Source organism: Enterococcus sp. AZ129 (genome assembly GCF_051714505.1).
GTDB lineage: Bacteria > Bacillota > Bacilli > Lactobacillales > Enterococcaceae > Enterococcus > Enterococcus faecalis.
Genome location: NZ_JBIORY010000001.1, coordinates 2,251,665 through 2,271,040 on the forward strand (window position 1 = coordinate 2,251,665; position 19,376 = coordinate 2,271,040).

Annotated in this window: 19 protein-coding genes; 7 read left to right on the top strand and 12 right to left on the bottom strand. The window is 37.6% G+C overall.

Annotated elements, in window-relative coordinates; translation table 11 throughout:
* Positions 1 to 1,269, bottom strand: coding sequence for an exonuclease SbcCD subunit D (locus IGJ90_RS10940; RefSeq protein ID WP_438768104.1), 1,269 nt, complete (start codon positions 1,267 to 1,269; stop codon positions 1 to 3).
* 51 nt (positions 1,270 to 1,320) lie between these two features.
* Entirely contained in the window at positions 1,321 to 1,947 is a 627-nt protein-coding gene (locus IGJ90_RS10945) for a lysophospholipid acyltransferase family protein (RefSeq protein ID WP_002367188.1), read from the bottom strand.
* 188 nt (positions 1,948 to 2,135) lie between these two features.
* On the opposite strand from IGJ90_RS10945, the gene IGJ90_RS10950 reads away from it, so the two are divergent.
* Positions 2,136 to 2,870, top strand: coding sequence for a tRNA1(Val) (adenine(37)-N6)-methyltransferase (locus IGJ90_RS10950; RefSeq protein WP_002356457.1), 735 nt, complete (start codon positions 2,136 to 2,138; stop codon positions 2,868 to 2,870).
* Positions 2,860 to 3,126, top strand: a complete 267-nt coding sequence (locus IGJ90_RS10955; RefSeq protein ID WP_002356455.1) for a GIY-YIG nuclease family protein — start codon at positions 2,860 to 2,862, stop codon at positions 3,124 to 3,126. The genes IGJ90_RS10950 and IGJ90_RS10955 overlap by 11 nt, the downstream gene beginning before the upstream one ends.
* Positions 3,127 to 3,193: 67 nt before the next feature.
* Here IGJ90_RS10955 and IGJ90_RS10960 read toward each other — a convergent pair whose 3' ends face one another.
* The 3 genes from IGJ90_RS10960 to IGJ90_RS10970 are packed head-to-tail and all read right to left on the bottom strand — an operon-like array spanning position 3,194 to position 4,782.
* Positions 3,194 to 3,889, bottom strand: coding sequence for a 5'-methylthioadenosine/adenosylhomocysteine nucleosidase (locus IGJ90_RS10960; protein ID WP_002356454.1), 696 nt, complete (start codon positions 3,887 to 3,889; stop codon positions 3,194 to 3,196).
* Positions 3,890 to 3,904: 15 nt separating this feature from the next.
* Positions 3,905 to 4,201, bottom strand: a complete 297-nt coding sequence (macP, locus tag IGJ90_RS10965; RefSeq protein ID WP_002356451.1) for a cell wall synthase accessory phosphoprotein MacP — start codon at positions 4,199 to 4,201, stop codon at positions 3,905 to 3,907.
* Entirely contained in the window at positions 4,198 to 4,782 is a 585-nt protein-coding gene (locus tag IGJ90_RS10970) for an NUDIX domain-containing protein (protein ID WP_002367189.1), read from the bottom strand. Before IGJ90_RS10970 ends, macP begins: the two co-directional genes overlap by 4 nt.
* A 402-nt stretch (positions 4,783 to 5,184) precedes the next feature.
* Here IGJ90_RS10970 and IGJ90_RS10975 point away from each other — a divergent pair, with 402 nt between their 5' ends.
* The 4 genes from IGJ90_RS10975 to IGJ90_RS10990 all read left to right on the top strand — a co-directional run bounded on the left by IGJ90_RS10975 (position 5,185) and on the right by IGJ90_RS10990 (position 8,597).
* Positions 5,185 to 5,865: a 5-bromo-4-chloroindolyl phosphate hydrolysis family protein gene (locus tag IGJ90_RS10975; RefSeq protein WP_002356448.1), complete on the top strand. Its 681-nt coding sequence runs from the start codon at positions 5,185 to 5,187 to the stop codon at positions 5,863 to 5,865.
* A gap of 19 nt (positions 5,866 to 5,884) precedes the next feature.
* Positions 5,885 to 7,072, top strand: coding sequence for a toxic anion resistance protein (locus IGJ90_RS10980; protein WP_002356447.1), 1,188 nt, complete (start codon positions 5,885 to 5,887; stop codon positions 7,070 to 7,072).
* Between the two features lie 144 nt (positions 7,073 to 7,216).
* Positions 7,217 to 8,056 (top strand): NUDIX domain-containing protein, encoded by an 840-nt coding sequence (locus tag IGJ90_RS10985; RefSeq protein ID WP_002384084.1) that lies wholly within the window; start codon positions 7,217 to 7,219, stop codon positions 8,054 to 8,056.
* Between the two features lie 16 nt (positions 8,057 to 8,072).
* Positions 8,073 to 8,597: a GNAT family N-acetyltransferase gene (locus IGJ90_RS10990; protein ID WP_010827689.1), complete on the top strand. Its 525-nt coding sequence runs from the start codon at positions 8,073 to 8,075 to the stop codon at positions 8,595 to 8,597.
* A 44-nt stretch (positions 8,598 to 8,641) separates the two neighbouring features.
* On the opposite strand, the gene IGJ90_RS10995 is transcribed toward IGJ90_RS10990, so the two are convergent.
* The 4 genes from IGJ90_RS10995 to recX form a co-directional block, all read right to left on the bottom strand.
* The gene (locus tag IGJ90_RS10995) at positions 8,642 to 9,127 is read right to left on the bottom strand and encodes a hypothetical protein (RefSeq protein ID WP_002356444.1); all 486 of its coding nucleotides are present in this window, start codon (positions 9,125 to 9,127) and stop codon (positions 8,642 to 8,644) included.
* A 137-nt stretch (positions 9,128 to 9,264) separates the two neighbouring features.
* The gene (locus IGJ90_RS11000; protein WP_002374081.1) at positions 9,265 to 10,389 is read right to left on the bottom strand and encodes an LCP family protein; all 1,125 of its coding nucleotides are present in this window, start codon (positions 10,387 to 10,389) and stop codon (positions 9,265 to 9,267) included.
* A 180-nt stretch (positions 10,390 to 10,569) separates the two neighbouring features.
* Positions 10,570 to 11,754: an A/G-specific adenine glycosylase gene (gene mutY, locus IGJ90_RS11005; RefSeq protein ID WP_010827690.1), complete on the bottom strand. Its 1,185-nt coding sequence runs from the start codon at positions 11,752 to 11,754 to the stop codon at positions 10,570 to 10,572.
* Entirely contained in the window at positions 11,744 to 12,544 is an 801-nt protein-coding gene (gene recX / locus IGJ90_RS11010; RefSeq protein WP_002356439.1) for a recombination regulator RecX, read from the bottom strand. The genes mutY and recX overlap by 11 nt, the downstream gene beginning before the upstream one ends.
* 131 nt (positions 12,545 to 12,675) lie before the next feature.
* Here recX and rlmD point away from each other — a divergent pair, with 131 nt between their 5' ends.
* A complete protein-coding gene (gene rlmD / locus IGJ90_RS11015) occupies positions 12,676 to 14,046 on the top strand; it encodes a 23S rRNA (uracil(1939)-C(5))-methyltransferase RlmD (protein WP_002359466.1) in 1,371 nt (456 codons plus the stop codon).
* A 206-nt stretch (positions 14,047 to 14,252) separates the two neighbouring features.
* Here the strand turns inward: rlmD and IGJ90_RS11020 are convergent, their stop codons facing one another.
* The 3 genes from IGJ90_RS11020 to IGJ90_RS11030 form a co-directional block, all read right to left on the bottom strand.
* Positions 14,253 to 14,501 carry a GlsB/YeaQ/YmgE family stress response membrane protein gene (locus tag IGJ90_RS11020; protein WP_002356434.1) on the bottom strand — a complete coding sequence of 83 codons (249 nt, stop codon included), beginning with the start codon at positions 14,499 to 14,501 and terminating at the stop codon, positions 14,253 to 14,255.
* 179 nt (positions 14,502 to 14,680) lie between these two features.
* Positions 14,681 to 17,803, bottom strand: a complete 3,123-nt coding sequence (ebgA, locus tag IGJ90_RS11025) for a beta-galactosidase subunit alpha (protein WP_438768108.1) — start codon at positions 17,801 to 17,803, stop codon at positions 14,681 to 14,683.
* Complete coding sequence (locus tag IGJ90_RS11030; RefSeq protein WP_438768111.1) at positions 17,736 to 19,235, bottom strand: amino acid permease; 1,500 nt, start codon at positions 19,233 to 19,235, stop codon at positions 17,736 to 17,738. Before IGJ90_RS11030 ends, ebgA begins: the two co-directional genes overlap by 68 nt.
* Positions 19,236 to 19,376 lie beyond the last annotated feature (141 nt).

Below are 19,376 nucleotides of genomic sequence, written 5' to 3' on the forward strand. Positions count from 1 at the left end.
TTACTTCCCTCTTTCTAATTGATTAAGTGTACTCAGTTCTTCTTGGACCCATTGTGCTTGTTGTTCTGTCAAGGCCTCTCCTGTCACATCGTTAAAAAAGTCATGCAGATGTTCTTCTGGTGAACGTTGTTCTATTTGTACCACTTTTTTCTGATTTCCGTTGCTTGTTTCTCGACCATTCAAACGTTCCAACCCAATAATTTTGGGGTAAATTTTTCGCAATTGATTCATCATGTTGGGAATGATCGCTCGGTCGGTTAATTGGACATGTAAATAATTTTCCCGATTCACTTCTTGATAAAAAGCGGGATCCGTTAACTGCTGAAACGAGCCCGTCAATTGTTGAATGTCTCGTAATGGTTTCAAAGCACGGAATTGAAAATGAACTTCAGTTTCTGTTTCAACAAGCCAAACACCCTTTTCTTGTGTCATTTCTGATAAAGAAAATTTTACAGGCGAACCACTGTATCGAGCATTAGGTGCCTGCAACGCATTTTTTCCATGTAAGTGGCCCAACGCGACATAATCAAAAGGCTCTAACAAAGCCGTTGGAACAACATCCAAACCACCCACTGTTAATTTTGTTTCAGAATCAGTTTTTTCACTGCCAGCGACAAAAAAATGACTAACTAACACTTGTTTTTTGTTGGGGAGAAAAGATTCCTGCATTTTCGCGACAACTTTTTCCATCGCCGCCTGAATCGTTCGAATCGTTTCATCTTCAAAATATAAGCGAGCCGCAATCGGTTCAAAATAAGGCAACAAATAAAATTGGGTATTGTCGATTTCAATTGGTTGAAAGGCTTGTTCTAAACGCGTATTCAAATGAAATTGCGTTTGGTTAAACCAAGGGCCTCCTGTTTCTAAACGAGTACTGCTATCATGGTTTCCCGAAATAGCTAACACGGGGAAATGCTCTTTGAGATTCATTTGAATCATCATTTCATTAAAAACCTCGACTGCTTCAACCGCTGGAACAGAGCGATCATACAAATCTCCAGCGATCACAACAGCATCCACTTGCTCTTCTTTCGCAATTGCTAAGATTTGTTTAAAGGCTTCTCTTTGTTCTGCCAACAAATCAAAACCATGTAATTTTTTGCCAATATGCCAATCTGCTGTATGTAAAAATTTCATTTTTTCACCGCCTAAAAAAGTCCTTCTTCTTATTATAACAAATTTCTGGTATTTTTTAAGAAAATCGGACAGAAGAATTAGATTTTTAACAAACTTTTTTCTTAACGCAAGAAAAAAGACAGGAAGCATCATCTTTTGATGAGACTACCTGCCAGTAACATACCTATTCTATAGCGGTTTGTTTTATTCTTTTTCTGTTGAATCATACTTAAAAGTTGGATCAATTTCTTTATCTAACTGATCAAATGCTTCTTGCATCCGACGTTCCACTTCAGCTAAACCGTCTTTATCCATTTTTTTAATATCGCTAATATCGATTGGGTCCCCAAAACGAACCGTTACTTTTTTACGTTTAAACAACTCTTTTAAAGTTAACGGACCTTGATAAACAGATGGCACGATAGGTACTCGACCCATTTTAGCAATCAAGGCTACCCCACCTTTTAATTCTGAGGAATGACGCGTGCCACTAGGGAACATAATCAAACTTAAATCAGAATTTTTTAAAATTTTGACAGGTGTTTTAATCGCGCTGGGACCGGGCTTCTCACGATCCACCGGAAACGCATTCGCATGTTTTAAAATGAAACGTAAAACAGGATTTTTAAACAACTCTTTTTTTGCCATAAAGCTAAACTTCTTAGGACTGCCAGCAACAGCTAAATACAGCGGTTCCCACCATGTTCGATGCGGCGCAACTAAGACATAGTTTTGGTCTTTTGGTAATTTTTCTTTATTTTCATAATGTGCATTTCCATTAATCACAAATAAAATGACGCGAACCACGCCACGCATAAATGTAAAAAACATAATTTTCTTCCTTTCTTCTCTCCGCTTTCTAGTATGCCGAAAGCTCTACCTTTTGACAAGCTTTTTTTACTTCTATCAATCAGAGAAATAACATGCCCCCACTAATCTAGGGAACAGATTTTGTCATACGGGTTTAAAAGTAGTATAATACATGAACAATCAGATGAAAAGTTGGAGGTTCTTAATCTATGTTATTATCCGGCGAACGGATTGATCAATTATATGCGGATGATATTCAAATTATTCAAAGCAAAGAAGTCTTTTCTTTTTCCATTGATGCAGTCTTATTGGCTAATTTTCCGCAACTACCAAAAAAAGGCAAGATTGTCGATTTGTGTGCTGGCAATGGCGCGGTCGGCCTCTTCGTTAGTCGGAAAACAGCTGCAAAGATCGACCAAATCGAATTACAACCTCGTTTGGCAGATATGGGTCAACGAAGTATTCTATTAAATAAATTGGAAAAACAAGTAACGATGTATGAACGTGATTTAAAACAAGCGACAGAGGTCATCAAAAAAGATTCTGTCGATTTAGTACTATGTAACCCCCCATACTTTAAAGAACGACCAACTAGCCAAAAAAATCCAAACCCGCACTTAGCGATTGCCCGTCATGAAATTCACACGTCTCTTCAAGAAGTGGTCACTGTGTCGGCGGATTTATTAAAAACAAATGGTCGCCTCGCAATGGTTCATCGTCCTGATCGTTTCCTGGATATTTTACATGCCATGGAAAACGCCAATATTGCGCCGAAAAAAGCTCGGTTTGTTTATCCGAAGCCAGGCAAAGAAGCTAATGTTTTACTAATTGAAGGCATTAAACAAGGCAAAAAAGACGGTTTTCGTGTGTTACCACCTCTTTTTACATACAATGAAAAGAACGAATACGAAGCAGAAATGAAGGCTATGCTTTATGGAGAATAAGAAATCCCATTATTTTTATGTTTTACTTTGCCAAGATGGTTCCTTTTACGGTGGCTATACAACTGAGCCAGAACGTCGATTAACCGAACATAATAGCGGAACTGGTGCAAAATATACTCGATTAGCCAAACGACGGCCAGTCAAAATGATTCATACAGAGAAATTTGAAACACGTAGCGCGGCCACCAAAGCCGAAGCCGCCTTTAAAAAATTAACGCGTAAACAAAAAGAACAGTATTTAAAAACCTTCCATTAAATGACAATAACTCAGAAAGAAACAGCCATCATTTCATTGATGAAATGATGGCTGTTTCTTTCTCTTTTTAAACTAAGTTTTCGACAAAATGAATAACCATTTCGGCTGATTTTTTCCCAGCTTCATCGATGAATTCGTCAAAGCTTTGAGTTGCTTCGCCATCTGCTGTATCACTCATTGCCCGTACAACTAAGAATGGAATATTGAACTGTGAAGCGGCTTGGCCAATTGCTGCGCCTTCCATTTCACAAGCTAAGGCTTCAGGAAACTCTTTCTTAATTTTGGCGATTTTCTCAGCGCTGTCCACAAAAGTATCTCCAGTAACAATCAATCCTTTACGAATAGCTAAACCAGTTTTTTCAGCAGCTTTCGCAATTTCCATCCGCAAGTATTCACTTGTTTCAAAATACAAAGGCACACCACCAGGCAATTGTCCATAGGCATAACCAAAACCAGTGACATCAACATCAAAGTAAGCTAATTTGTCTGCAATGACTAAATCGCCGACTTTTAGTCCTTCACCGATACCACCAGCAGAACCTGTATTAATCACCATATTTACGCCATATTGATGAATCAATAAAGTCGTGGTCACAGCTGAGGCCACTTTACCAATTCCTGAACGAACCACAATCACCTCATGTCTTCCTAACGAACCAGAAACAAATAAAGCGCCTGCTCGTTCCCATGACATCGTGTCTGTCAATTTTTCTTTTAGAATTTTGACCTCTTGATCCATTGCTCCAATAATTCCAATTTTCATAGTGATTCCTCTTTTCTATAAATTCAAAACGATATACGCCACAACGGCTAATAAAATCGCTACAATAATAATTGCCTTGTTTAACCAAGTACTCCGTTCTCGACGCTTCGAGTATTCTCCTACTCGTGACTTGTTGATTGGTTTTTGTTTTTTCTTTTCTTTACGATAAAACGTCGAAATTTCTTTTTCTTTTCGCTTATACGCTTTTTCCGCCAGCTTCTGTTCTTCCTGCTGACGACGTTCTGCTTCTTTTTCTTCTGCTTCTCTGCGTTTGCGAAGTTCTGTCCGAGTGACTAACGGACCTTTGCTCATTGCGTGTCCTCCTTAAACTGTCTCTGCAGTAAATACAATTCCCAGTATTGTATAGCAAAAAGTGTTTTGGCATCACAAATCGTGCCCTTTGCCACTTCTGCTTTGGCTTCAGCTATTGTTAGCTCGTAAAGTTCCAAGATTTCATCTTCATCTTGAGGACGCGGATTTTCGACTTTCTGCAAATCCGTTGCCAAATAGAGAGCCAATTTTTCGTTAGCAAATCCTGGTGACAGATACATTGAATTTATGTAGGTGAGCTGACCTGCACGATACCCAGTTTCTTCTTCTAATTCCCGCATAGCCGTCATTTCCAATTGATTTTCTTCTCCAGGATCAATTTTTCCCGCCGGAATCTCTAAAATCACTTGTTCCAAGGGTTTTCTAAATTGTTTAACTAAGACGATTTTTCCTTCTGCGGTTAACGGAATCATAGCTACTGCGCCTGAATGAAAAACCAATTCGCGTTTAGCTGTGCCGCCTGTCGGTAAAGCCACGTCATCCAAAAAAACATCAATAATCTTTCCTTTAAAAATTTCTCGACGTTGAAGTGTTTTTTCTTCGAAGTCCTCATAATTTAACATATCTTTCACCAACCTTTCTTGTTTATCATACCCTAAAATGATAAAAATCGCACCCCTTCTTCTCTAGTTAAACCCTTTTCAAAGAAAAAAATTTATTGCTTTAGAAAAAAATTACATTTTCGAAAAAAAATAGACATAAAAAATTCACAACTTCCTTGTATTATTTAAGCATACCAACAAACAACCCTAACAAAACACTTTTTCATTTTTAACTCCTTTCCCGTCCTACCCCCAATTAGGACGGGTCTTTTTTTGCGTTTTATACTTTTTTTCTTAGGATTTCACTAAATCATAAAATACATCTTCCGCTGTATGTCTTTTCTCTCACAGAGTATGCTAAAATAACTATTGTAACGAGAGCTGACTCTTTCGAGGATTAGATAGATAGGAGGAACTATATAAATGAACAAATTAAATACAAAATTACTGATTGGCTATATTCTTTTAGGAGCCTTAATCATTGCTGTCGCTAGAGAATATGGCTTCTTCGCTTTTGTGATTCTGGTAGGCTTTTTAGTATTCGTTCTCTATCGAAAAAAGAAAAATGCCGCCGACAAGAGCGATCAAATGCCTTACTTAACGAAAGATAAAGAAGCCCATTATCGTGAGTTGGGGTTATCTCCACAAGAAATTGATTTTTTCAGAAGTACAATGAGCACAGCCAAAAAACAAATCATACAATTACAAGAAAACATGAATCGTTCAACTAAATTACGGGCGATTGACTTACGTAATGATACAACGAAGGTTTCTAAAGCTCTGTTTAAAGAGTTAGTGAAAGAACCTAAAAAGTTACACTTAGCCAATCACTTTCTCTACACACATTTACCAAATATCGTTGACTTAACAAGTAAACATTTAGAAATCGAACAACATGAAGTAAAAAACAAACAAACGTATGAAAAATTAGAAGAAAGCGCACAAATCATTGACCAATTGTCAAAATTAGTTAAAAATGATTATGAGGAAATCGTTTCCGATGACTTAGACGATTTAGATGTCGAAATGTCGATCGCTAAAAGCAGCTTGTCGCAAAAAGCTGCAACTGAGGAATCACCTCAAGTAAACGAAGACCAGCAATAATCATTAGGGAGGAAAAAAAATGACTGAGCAACAACCCAAAGAAACAACATCTGTAACCAATACATTGGATGATTTATTAAGTAATCCATTTTCATCAATGGATGAACTAACACCAACGCAACAAAATGAACTATCTGAGTTAAAAGAACAGCAAGCAGCTCCTCGTTTAATTGATAAATTACCACAAGAACGTCAAGCCCAAGCAAAAGAGTTAGCTTCAAAAATTGACGTCCAAGATTCACAAGCAGTAATTACCTATGGTTCAAATGCCCAAATCAAACTCGGCGAATTTTCGCAAGCGATGTTAAACCACGTTCAAGCACAAGACATTGGTCCTGTTGGTGATTCACTGACCGATCTAATGTTTCGTTTAAATGAAGCCAATCCCAATGAATTACGTGCTGGCGAAGGCAACTTTATTCAAAAAATGTTAGGTAAAGTCAAACAATCCGTTTACGAAATTACCGCCAAATATCAAAAAATTGGTGCGCAAATTGACAAAATTGCTGTCAAATTAACCCATGAAAAAGATGGTCTTTTAAAAGATAATGCCATGTTAGATCAATTGTATCAAAAAAATAAAGATTATTTTGATGCCTTAAACATCTATATTGCCGCTGGGGAATTAAAAGCAGAAGAACTACGGACACAAATTATTCCTGAAGCCATGAAAAAAGCGGAAGAATCTGGGGATCAAATGGATGTCCAAATTGTTAATGATTATAATCAATTCCTAGACCGTTTAGAAAAAAGAACCCATGATTTACGCTTGGCTCGTCAAATTACGATTCAACAAGCCCCACAAATTCGTTTAATCCAAAATACTAACCAAGCTTTGGCTGAGAAAATTCAATCATCGGTGAATACGGCGATTCCGTTATGGAAAAACCAAGTAGTCATCGCCTTAACCTTACTCCGTCAAAAAGATGCTGTGACTGCTCAACGCCAAGTCTCTGAAACCACCAATGACTTACTGAAGAAAAATTCAGAAATGCTAAAAATTTCTGCAATTGAAACAGCAAAAGAAAACGAACGTGGCCTAGTCGATATTGAAACATTACAAAAAACACAAAATGATTTAATTGAAACTATCCAAGAAACATTACGTATTCAACAAGAAGGAAAAGAAAAACGCCAAGCTGCCGAAATCGAACTTGGCCATATGGAAGAAGATTTGAAAAATAAATTATTAGAATTAACACAATAAACAACGTTTAGAACAAACTTCTTATAGTACAAGCCTGGGACAAAAATCCAAAGTGATTTTTGTCCCAGGCTTGCTTTTCTTTTTACGCTTGAATATTGTATTTCAGCCACTTAATGATACAATAAAAGAAAACCATGTTTCTTTTTGAAAGGAGGAGCAATTGTGCCACAATTTGCTTCTAAAGCCGAAGAAAAAAATTATTATGAACGCCAAGCTAGCTTAGCAGAGTTTTTAACTTGGTATCATCAACAAGAATTACCTGAATATGAAAAACCCTCTTTAACCGTTGATATGGTTCTTCTTTGTTACAACAAGGAAGCCGATCAATTGAAAGTCTTACTGATTCAACGTAAAGGTCACCCCTTTAGAAACTCATGGGCGCTTCCTGGCGGTTTTGTTAATCGCAACGAATCTACTGAAGATAGTGTTTTAAGAGAAACAAAAGAGGAAACTGGTGTGGTGATTTCTCAAGAAAATATTGAACAATTACACAGCTTTAGTCGCCCAGATCGAGATCCTCGTGGCTGGGTCGTGACAGTCAGCTATTTAGCCTTTATTGGTGAAGAACCTTTAATTGCTGGCGACGATGCCAAAGAAGTCCACTGGTTCAATCTTGAACGGCATGGTCAACACATCACATTATCTCATGAAGATGTGGAAATTACTTTAGACTTGAAAACAGCGGCCTCTCTTGGTAAAGATACATTAGCCTTCGACCATAGTGAAATTATAATTAAGGCGTTTAATCGTGTTGTTGATAAAATGGAACATGAACCGCAAGTGCTTCAAGTCTTAGGAAAAGATTTCACCATTACGGAAGCCCGTAAAGTTTTTGCGAAGTTCCTCGGCGTTGATTATCGCAGCATTGACCATTCAAATTTTAAAAAAGCCATGACACAATATTTTGAAGAGTTAGGTGAACGTCCCGTTGGCATTGGCCGCCCTTCAAAAATTTACCAATTGAAAACAACGACAGGGTTCTAAGAGGAGGGAATATTTTTTGACTGTTTACTTAAGAAAAGCAGAACCTTCTGATTTGCCTGACATCCTTGCTATCATTGAAGATGGACGCCGCACCTTACAAAAAAGTGGCATTCCCCAATGGCAAAACGGCGATGGCCCGAATCAAGAAATTTTAGCAAAAGATATCGACCAGCAAACTTGCTATATTTTAATGGTTGAGGATGCCTTGGCAGGCGTTGGTGTTTTATGTTCGGAGATTGATCCTGCTTATGAAGCGATTTTTAATGGTTCTTGGCAACCTCATTCTCAAGCTACGTATACGGCAATTCATCGTGTTGCTCTAAAAAGTTCCTTTCAAGGTCAAGGACTGGCCTTGGTGCTTTTGCGCTCACTGGTTACAGCCGCTCGTTTGCAAGGTGCTACTGATATTCGAATCGATACACATCCACAAAATCTCGCCATGCAGCACCTGATTAAAAAAGCTGGCTTTGTTTATCAAGGTGACGTGATTTTAGATGTTAACGATGGCGAACGTTATGCTTATCAGATGATATTGAAGTAAAAAAGTTAGGTACGACTGTCAGATTGACAGTCGTACCTAACTTTTTACATCTTATGAACACTATGAGCGCTTTGAATGCCCTCACAGGCTTCTTTACAAGCTTGATTAATTAATAAATAAGAGGATTCTTTTTGGCGGATTCCTAATTGATATTTCAATTCATCTGTCACTTGGCAAGATTCACTTAATGCCTCTAACCAGAAAAATACTCCTTCTTTATACGTATCTAATCCTTCTAGCAAGATTTTCGTTGCTTCTTTATCATAATACGGCTCTAAATTTTTACGAAACATCATTTCTTCTGTAAAAAAACGATTCACATTATTTCGGCAAAACATATAAGTGTCACGGCCTCTCCGATGTGCAGCCTGATTACAACCGTATTCTTGAACTTCTTTAGAGATGGCTTTGAAAATTTCGTTGTATACTTCAATTCTTTGCATAATTGACAAAATGGTATCTGTATAACTAAACATAACTCCTTGCTCCCTTCCCCTTCTAAGTAACAAAAATTTGCTTGTTACTTTCATTATAAAGGGAATGTTGGGTTTATATCAAATGATACGCTGTTTTCTTACTAAAATCCTTCGTTTTTTCCTTAGAAGAATAATAAGTAAGCGGATTACTTAATCCGTTATGTTCGGATTTTCTACACTTGGAAAATAAATTATTTTATAAAGCCATTTTCCGTTTTAACTGATGGCAACGGGCCGGTCTGTGTATTGCCAGGAACACCAATATACGTATTGCCGTTGATGGAAGTCATTTCGTTTTCCTCAGCTGCTTCATCTTGAACGGTATAATCACTTTGATATAAAAATTCACCGTTCGTATGGAAGACATAGCCGTCTTGATCTCGTTCATCTGGCTTTTCTAAATTTAAAGACACACGTAATTGATGACGGACATTTTCAATACTATCTGGATATAGTTCAACCATACTGCGCCCTTCATTACTAAAAGTGCGCCAGTCAAAAGAAAGCTGTTGTTTATCATAATTGGTCCAAGTCAAACCTTCTTTGACTAAATGAGTCAATTCATTGGAATCCACATCAGTTTGAATGTTTCCATTTAACGAATCAATAATGTCCATTATTTTCATGATTGATTGACCAGATTTCAACTTGTCTTCAACTGCTTGAATAATTTCTTGTTGTCGGAATCCACGCATAATATCGTTATCGCTATGTCTTTCACGGGCATAAGATAAAGCTTTCGTACCATCTAAATGCTGTTTCCCTGCATCAAAATGAATGGATCCTGGCCCGTCTTTGGTAACACCATCAAACGCCTGCTTGACATTGACATCTATGCCACCAACCGCATCAATTAACTTAATAAAAGATAAAAAGTTAAACACAACGTAATGATTGATTGGAATATTCAATAATTTCTCAACTGTGTTAACAGAAGCTGTTGGTCCATCGTAGGTATAGGCAGCTTCAATTCGTTGCATCCCTTGGTAATTTTTTGCATCAATTTGAACAAAACTATCCCGTGGCAAACTTAAATAGGTTATTTTCTTCGTCTTGTTATTCACGGTAATCACCATCATAGCATCAGTCCTAGTTGTGCCTAATTTCCGTTCAATTGTATTGTCTAGCCCCATAATCAAAAACGATTGACTATCTTTATTTTGCGCTTCATTATAATCATTTTTTATGGGAACATAGCCTTTATCAATTGTTTTCTTTAAATAGCTACCCGCTACAGCAAAGTATGCTGAGCCGACTGTGACAAAAAACAAAATGATGACTAAACTAATTAAGCTGATTTTTCGCTTCCTACTCATTGGCTGTACTTCCTCTCTCTTGAAAAGTCTCCACCATCATTACTACTCCTCTAAGCAGACAAGAGACAAGTCTATCTTACCAGTCCCCTTCAAAACTAAACATAGCAGAATTTATATAGGGGTATAACCTAGAGGGAACGAAAAAGAGAGGCTTATTTGTTTATAAGCCTTTCTTTTTTGTTATTTGTTTTCGTGTTCTTTTTTGAACAATTCCACCATTTTTTGCTGTGGTTTTGGAAAAACATAGTCCGAAAATTGTTGTGCTGCCACCCATCGCTGCGACTCTAGTGTGGCTAATTCGCCTGTATTTCGGCCATAAAAGACTAAGATATGCCATTTTAAATGACTGAAAATATGAACGACTTCGCCTAAGGCACGTTTTTGCCAGACAACTGTGTCATAGTCAGCAAAAACATTGACAGGTTCTTCAGCAACCAAAGGCTCTGTTACAGGATCTAACTCTAAAGTTAATTGTTTTTCCGTTTCTACTGGTTGCGCCATTTTTTGCAATTGTTGAAATTGTTTTTTGCTAATTTCTTCAATCGGAAACAGCCACATATTGGCTAACAAACCGGTTTCAGGTCGTTGTTCTAATAAAAATTCTTGCTTTTTATTTTCAATAATAGTGCCGACATAATACACATCTTTCGGCTTAACTTTTTTTGATTTGACTGGATAAGCGGTCATTTTATCTGCCTGATAGGCCGCACAATATTGCTGAAGCGGACAGCTTTCACACTTAGGTGAAGTTGGGGTGCAGACGGCTGAGCCTAGATCCATTAAGGCTTGATTAAAATCCCCTGGACGCTCACGATCGATGATTTTAAGCATCGCCGCTTCAAATACTTTACGACTACTCGCTTTTGCAATATCTGCATCAATTTCAAATAAACGGCTCACTACCCGCATGACGTTACCGTCAATTGCTGGTTCGGGTAAATTAAAGGCAATACTACCAATCGCACCAGCCGTATAGGGGCCGATTCCTTTTAAACTACGAATATCTTCGATTGTGTCAGGCATTTTCCCACCAAATTCTGAAACAATCTGTTGCGCTGCCACTTTTAAATTACGCGCTCGTGAATAGTAGCCTAACCCTTCCCAAGCTTTCAACAACTTATCATCTGGCGCTTCCGCTAAATCTTGAATCGTCGGAAACCATTCCATAAATCGATAAAAATAATCAATGACTGTATCTACGCGAGTTTGTTGTAGCATAATTTCAGAAATCCAAATACGATATGCATCTGTATTCGCTCGCCAAGGTAAATTGCGTTTTTCTCGTTCATACCAAGCTAAAAAATCTTCCTGGAATGAACTAACTTTTTCGGGACTCCACGCCTCCCAAGGCTCTTTATTCGTCATGTTCTACTTCCTTTTCGCTAATAAATTGCTGAATCAAATCATAGTCAAACCCTTTTTGGAATAAGCTTTGTTTGACTTTTTGGACTTTTTTAGAAAAATCAAATCGCTGATTGGCGCGCCATAAACGTTCGCCTTCCTTGTTTAACGCTTGTTGTTCTTGTTCTTCGTCCTTTTCAAAAGCTAAAGATTCCAAAGCTAGATCAATGATTTCATTTGTAAAGCCCTTTTGCATCAGATGCAGACGCGTTTTCTGAAGTGCATCTTTAAAACTTTTAGTTCGATAGCGTTTCATGGCTTTTTCTGCAGTTGCTGTAGCAACATTAAGCTGTTCATCTAACGTATAAAAGGTCAAGCCATGCTGAATATCTTCTTCACTAATGCCTTTTTGCTTTAATTGTTGTGCCACATTTCGTGGTCCTTTATCACTGGTTCGCATAGCTGTCCGTACGTAACTTTCACTAAAAATTGCATCATCCAACAACCGTAGCTCTTCTAAACGTTGAACGATTTTTACTCGATCTTCAGGTACAATTTCTTTCTCTTTTAAATAAGTAAAAATCTCTTTCTTTGAACGTAATTGATAGCTTAAGTAATTCATCGCCATTTGTAACCCGACATCATAAGAACTGGCTTTTTTTATTTCTTCTATTAAAGTATCTGATAACTCTTGGCCTTTTAGCAGACGCTGCCGTACTAAAATATCTTCCGAGACACGCAGTTTTTCGCCTGAAGATAGCCAAAGTAGATAAAATTCACCTTTATCTTTACTAATTCGTGTGATTGTTGTCATCTTATTCTCCTGCCCCTCTAAATCAGAACATATATTCTACTATACCATAGAATCCTTGGAAGCCAAATAAATAAAAATGTGCTAAAATGGGAGGAAGTGAAAAATGTGAGATGACTAAAGGATGAAAGAATATGACCCAACAACTAGTAAAAAAAGGCCAACAAATTTCTTTAAAAATTAAACGATTAGGAATTAATGGCGAAGGTATCGGCTATTATAAAAAATTAATTATTTTCGTTCCTGGGGCGCTACCCAAAGAAGAAGTGACTGCCACAATCACAAATGTTACACCCAAATTTGCTGAAGGAACCCTTCAATCTGTCAAAAAAGCTGCTAAAGATCGCGTGGTCCCTCCTTGTCCTGTCTATGAAACATGTGGCGGCTGCCAACTACAACATTTAGCCTACAAAGCACAATTAGACTTTAAAAAAGATTTATTAAAGCAGGCGCTTAACAAATTTAAACCAGCCAATTATCAAAACTATGAACTACGAAAAACAATTGGGATGGAGAATCCTTGGAATTATCGAAATAAAGCCCAATTCCAATTACGCCAAATCGATGGCCAAGTAGAAGCTGGTCTCTATCAAGCTGATTCACATCAATTAGTACCGATTGATAACTGTTTGGTCCAACAGCCTGCGACAACCAAGGTGATGAATACATTAGTTGATTTATTGAATGACTTTCAATTACCAATTTATGATGAACGTAAAAATAGTGGTATCTTTCGAACATTAATGGTTCGAGTGGGCATCCAAACTGGCGAAGTCCAAGTAGTTTTCATTACACAATCGCAGAAATTTCCACAAAAAGAAAAAATGGTTCGCGCAATTAATGAACAATTACCAGAAGTTGTTTCTATTATGCAAAATGTCCAAAATAAAAAAACCTCTCTAGTAATGGGTGATGATACCCTTCACTTATGGGGCAAAGAAAGCATTGAAGAACACATTAACGACGTTGTCTTTGATTTATCGCCGCGAGCATTTTTCCAATTGAATCCAGAACAAACGGAAGTTTTATATAATGAAGGAATCAAGGCCTTAGATTTACAACCAAATGAAACTGTTGTTGATGCTTATTGTGGCGTCGGGACCATTGGCTTAAGTTTAGCGAAACAAGCGCATCAAGTTCGTGGTATGGATACCATTCCCGCCGCAATTGACGATGCTAGATTCAATGCAAAACGACTTGGTGTTACGAACACACATTATGCTGTTGGAACAGCTGAAGACTTATTACCTAAATGGTTCAAAGAAGGCTTTAAACCTGATGCCATTGTAGTTGATCCCCCACGGACTGGTTTGGATCGTAAATTATTAACGGCCCTTTTGAAACAACCACCTAAGAAAATGGTGTATATTTCTTGTAATGTATCCACGTTAGCACGTGATTTAGTTCAATTAGCCAAAGTATATCAAGTAGACTATTTACAATCTGTTGATATGTTTCCACAAACCGCTCGTTGTGAAGTTGTCGTAAAATTAACGAGAAAATAAAAAAAGGAGCGTGGGACAAAAATCACTTTGGATTTTTGCTCCACGCTCAAAAACTGATAAACGGCGGGAACAGAACCAACTCCTTCGGAAATAAGCCGAAATTATCCAAAAATTAAAAAGCAATTTTCGGAAATTTCTTCTTATTTCTCGGAGCTAAACGGTTCTGTCCCGACCTCCTTTAACTAATTAAACAATTATTTACTTAATTAGCTATTTTTTCGTCCGAAGAAGAATGAAACCACAGCAACTAAAATTACTGCCCCAATAATTGATGGCACAATTGCCATACCTGCTACGTGAGGACCCCAGCTACCTAAGATTTTTTCTCCGATAAATGAACCAACTAAACCGGCAACGATATTCGCAATCCAACCCATTGATTGACCTTTGCTTGTAAGCGCGCCAGCGATAGCACCGATAACAGCACCAACGATTAAAACCCATAAAGTATGCATAAAATAATTCCTCCTAAATGCTTTATCTAGCGAATAATTCGCTATGTTACTATTATGGACTACTTTTATTAGATAACAAAATAGTTTGCTTGTTTCCATGAAAAAAAGCAATAATTTCTGATAATTTCATTAAAAAAACTCAGAACAGGAGACCGAAGTGCACTGTTCTGAGCTTTTATTTAAGAAATTGTTGGTCGTTTTACTCGTTCATGTGCGACATCCGCTGCTTGAATCTCTTTATTATTAAAAGGTGTTAAGCGGAATGCCAATTGGAATTCTTCAAACGTAGTCCGGTATTTTTCTAATTGCCACTGGCCACAAGAGTAGCTACCTAGGGCGTTTTGTTTGTAATCGATATTTAAAACAACATACTCACTTTCTTGTAATTCATTGGTATGCTTAGCAACATCTAGCGCTTGTTCTTCAAAGTAAGAAACACTAAAATTATATGAATCAGCCGCTGTTGCTACTACTCCTTGGCCGCGATCATCCGTGAATGCGGACCATTTAGTCGCCATGTGGTTACCATTGGCTTGTGGAACAACATAATTAGTGAACATTTCCGCCACTGTAGCATCATAAACGCCAAGCAAACCAGCTTCTTGTGAATCTACATAGTTTTCTCTTGGCCCTTTACCGAAATATTTTACTTCTGATAGAGACTTGTCTAAATGGAGAGTCACACCCAAACGTGGTAACATATCTGGCGCATTTTCAATTTTACCAGCAGGACTACCTTTTAAGTCGAAGAAAATTTCGCCATTTGGTGCAATTAAATACTGATAGGTACATTGATAATGCCAAGCACTGTTAGTCGTTCCGTTAATTGTTTTTACGATGACTTGGATAAAATCATCAACTTTTTTCCACTCAAAAGAACGGACAATTTCATGCTCTAAATGTAAGAAATATTTCTTCTTCATTTCATCAATAATTTCCATATCATTACTGATCGGTGCCCGCCAAAATGTAAATTTCGGCCCTTTATGCAATAATTTTTTACCATCTCGTGTCACATTCGTTAAGGCACCCTTCACTTTATCAAAATTAATTGAAAAGTTTGGTCCTTCAATGTATAAATGAGGGCCAATTTCCTTTGCCATCATCGTGCCAACTGGTGTAATCTCAATCCCTGGTGTTGCAATTGACAATTCAAACTGTGCGGTAGCTAATTCATGACCAGCAGATGCATAGGCGGTCGTTTCTTTCAATTGATATGAAAGAGTTAAATAATAGGCGGCTCCTGCCTTTTTAGGAAAATCTAAATGATAAGGTAAGTGCAGTCTTCCTTCTTCTCTAGCAGCAATTGCTGGCACTGCTACTGTCCCTGATTGAATCACTGTTTGATCTTCAGTAATTGTATAAACCAGCTTAAAGATAGCCAAGTTTTCAAAGTCAAACCGACTCAATAATGAGAATTCACCTGACAGAACGTCAATAGCGCTAGTTGTAATGGGTTCAATGACTTTTTTGTATTCATACAAGCTAGGAGATGGCGTACGGTCAGGCATCAACATCCCATCAATACAAAAATCTTTGTTACTTGGATCATCGCCGAAATCGCCGCCATAACGATAATAAACTTCACCGTTATCTGTTACAGATTCAATGCCATGGTCAAACCATTCCCAAATAAAGCCACCTTGTAATTTATCATGAGCATAAAATAGCTCTTGGTATTCTTTTAAATTCCCAGGGCCATTCCCCATCGCATGACAATATTCACATAAAATATGCGGTTTTTTTGAATTTTCAATAATCGTATTCATCAGTAATTCTCTAGTTGGGTGTTCCAACCACGTATACATTGTAGAATAGACATCCGTGACCTCTGCCTCAAAATCACCTTCATAATGAACCAAACGTGTTGGATCCATTTCTTTGGCAATACGGGCCATTTCAATAAAGTTATGACCAAACGCAGATTCATTCCCTAACGACCAAAAGAGAATTGATGGATGATTTTTATCCCGTTGAATCATCCGTACCATCCGAGAAACATAAGCCGTTTCCCATTCTGGATCGTTGCTAATCCAATCATATTCTCCGGTTAATTCAAAGCCGTGACATTCCAAATCAGTTTCATCAATCACATACATTCCATATTCATCGCATAAATCATAGAAATAAGCAGATGCTGGATAATGACTGGTTCGAATGGCATTAATATTAAATTGTTTCATTAAACGAATATCTTTTTCAATTTCTTCACGACTAACCACTCGACCATTTTTCGGATTATAATCATGACGATTCATTCCTTTTAGTTTAATGGCCACACCATTGACTAAGAAAGTCTCACCAGATACATGAATATTTCTGAAACCAACTTTTTGCGGAATAACTTCGACGACTTCCCCTTCAGAAAAAACAGTTATAAATAGTTGATACAAGTATGGTTTTTCAGCTGACCAAGCAGTGACAGACGGTAAACTTACTGAAAATTCAACTGTACCTTGATTTCCTGCGACAGTCTCTTTAAGAACCGTTTTTCCCTGCTGATCCATCAACTCCAATTGAACTTGTTGTCCTTTGTCTTGCCAAAATTTACCCGTAATTGCCAAGTGGCCATTTTGATACGAATCATCTAAATCGGAAATAATAAAGAAATCTTCCAGCCCATTTTCTGGTACACCGAGTAATTCAACATCACGAAAAATACCACTTAACCACCACATATCTTGATCCTCTAAATACGTACCATCTGACCATTGATAGACTCGCACCGTTAAATCATTTTTTTCACCAATTTTAGCGTAAGGCGTAATGTCAAATTCTGCTTCATTTCGTGCACCTTTACTGTAGCCAACTTCATGGCCGTTCACCCAAACATGATAAGCTGAATCTACGCCACAAAAACGTAAAATGATTTTTTTATCGTGAAATGTTTCATCTATAGCAAATGTCCGTTTGTAAATACCTGTTGGGTTTTCCGTTGGTACATACGGCGGATTAATGGGAAAATTGTACCATAAATCAGAGTAATGCATTTTGCCATATCCTTGGACTTGCCAATTTCCAGGAACAGTGATTTGATCCATTTGGCTTGTATCAAAGTCCATCGCAAAAAAGTTTTCTGGGCTGTATTCTGGCGCTTCTAAAAAGAGAAAATGCCAGCATCCGTTTAAATTTTTGTATGCTTGTGTATATTTATTTTCATTTAATAACGCTGTTTCTTTCGAAGGAAAGCTCGAAAAGTGTGCTCGTCCAGGCAACCGATTAATACTATCTACTTTATAATTTTCCCAAGTCTTCATAATCCATTTCTCCTTTACCAACTTCATTTTTTTCTTTTGTTTCATATCGTTTCCAACAAATCCAAGCAAAGCCCATAAAGACAATTAACCCAATGATGTTATACGCCAACATGCCCAGTGGACTAGCGGTTCCTTTCGGTAACGTGCCATTGATTTCTTCCATGATTAATTTTGGATCCGGCACAGTTGACATAAAGAATACAAAGATAAAAATGGCTAATAAGAGAATTCCCGCAATTAAGCCAAAGGTTCGATTACCAAAGCGGAAACTTCTCGGCATTGTTTCTTTTTTCCAACGAAGCCCAATATAGGCGATTAACAAGAACAAGACAGGCACTAATGACGTAGAAGCTGTCATATTAATTAACGTTTCTAAAAAGCTATCCATATTTCCAATTCCTAATGCTGGAATGGCAACTAAAATCGTCACAATAATTCCTTGAACTAACAAAGCATTGGTTGGATTTCCCTCTTCGTTCGTTTTCACTAGCCACTTACCGAAGACCCCATCAGGAATTTCTGAGAAAAATACTTTAACTGGTGCTGCTGTCCACAGAGCCAAAGAACCAAGACTTCCGACAAATAAGATAATTCCTACTAAGCGCACCATCATTGCTGCGGGAATATGGAAATACGTACCTAAAATTTTAAAGATATCAAAAATACCATTTGAAAAATTTCCTTTTAAGACGTCCGTTGGCACTACCAAACCTACAGCGACGGCACCAAGAATATACATGATACCGACCGCAATCGTTGCACCAATCATCGTGCGGACAAACGTTTTATTGCCGCCTTTAACATCCTTAATGTATACGCCGATACTTTCACCACCGCCAACAGCTTGTAAAATCCACGCCATCGTCATGAAAAAAGTCCAATTAAAAGTTGGCATAATTGACGTCGTGGTAAACTCTTGCGCTGGCTCATTGCCAAAACCAAACACGACGACAAAGGCTAAAACCACAAAAGCTACGCCCATAAATAAACGAGCACCACCCGCTAAGCTAGTCACTTTCGAAATCCACGAAACCCCTTTAATACAAACCCATGTCATTAACCAAAATAACAGAATAGAAATCACTGCAATTATTTTAGTACTATGGTTTCCTTGAAAAACGTTTTGACCTAAAAAAGCGTATGAACCATAAATCAATGTATTCGGTAGCAATGAACAGAAGAAAAACAAGTTGACAAAGAAATACGACCAAGCGCCTAAAAATGCCCATTTAGGTCCTAGCACAGATTCCAACCAACTGTGAACACCTGATTCATTTTCAGAATTAGCAGAAGCAAATTCTGCAATCATTAGAATAAATGGTAAAAAGTAAAAAATAGAGCCGAATAAATAGCCTGGAATAGTTGCTAGGCCAATCTGAATACTGTTGTTAACAATGCTGGGAAAGGCAAAAACCGCTGAAAAAGTCATGAGCATCAATGCGACAGAACCTAATCGTTCCCGTGAATGTGTTGCCATTTTACTACATCCTCTCTTTATCAAATTAATTAGTACTCACACATTGTAAAACGCTTACAGTTTTTTAAAAATAAAAAATGTTGCCTATTTCTTGTAAAGATGTTGACTTTTAGAAAGCCTTTACATACTCTTATAAAGAGG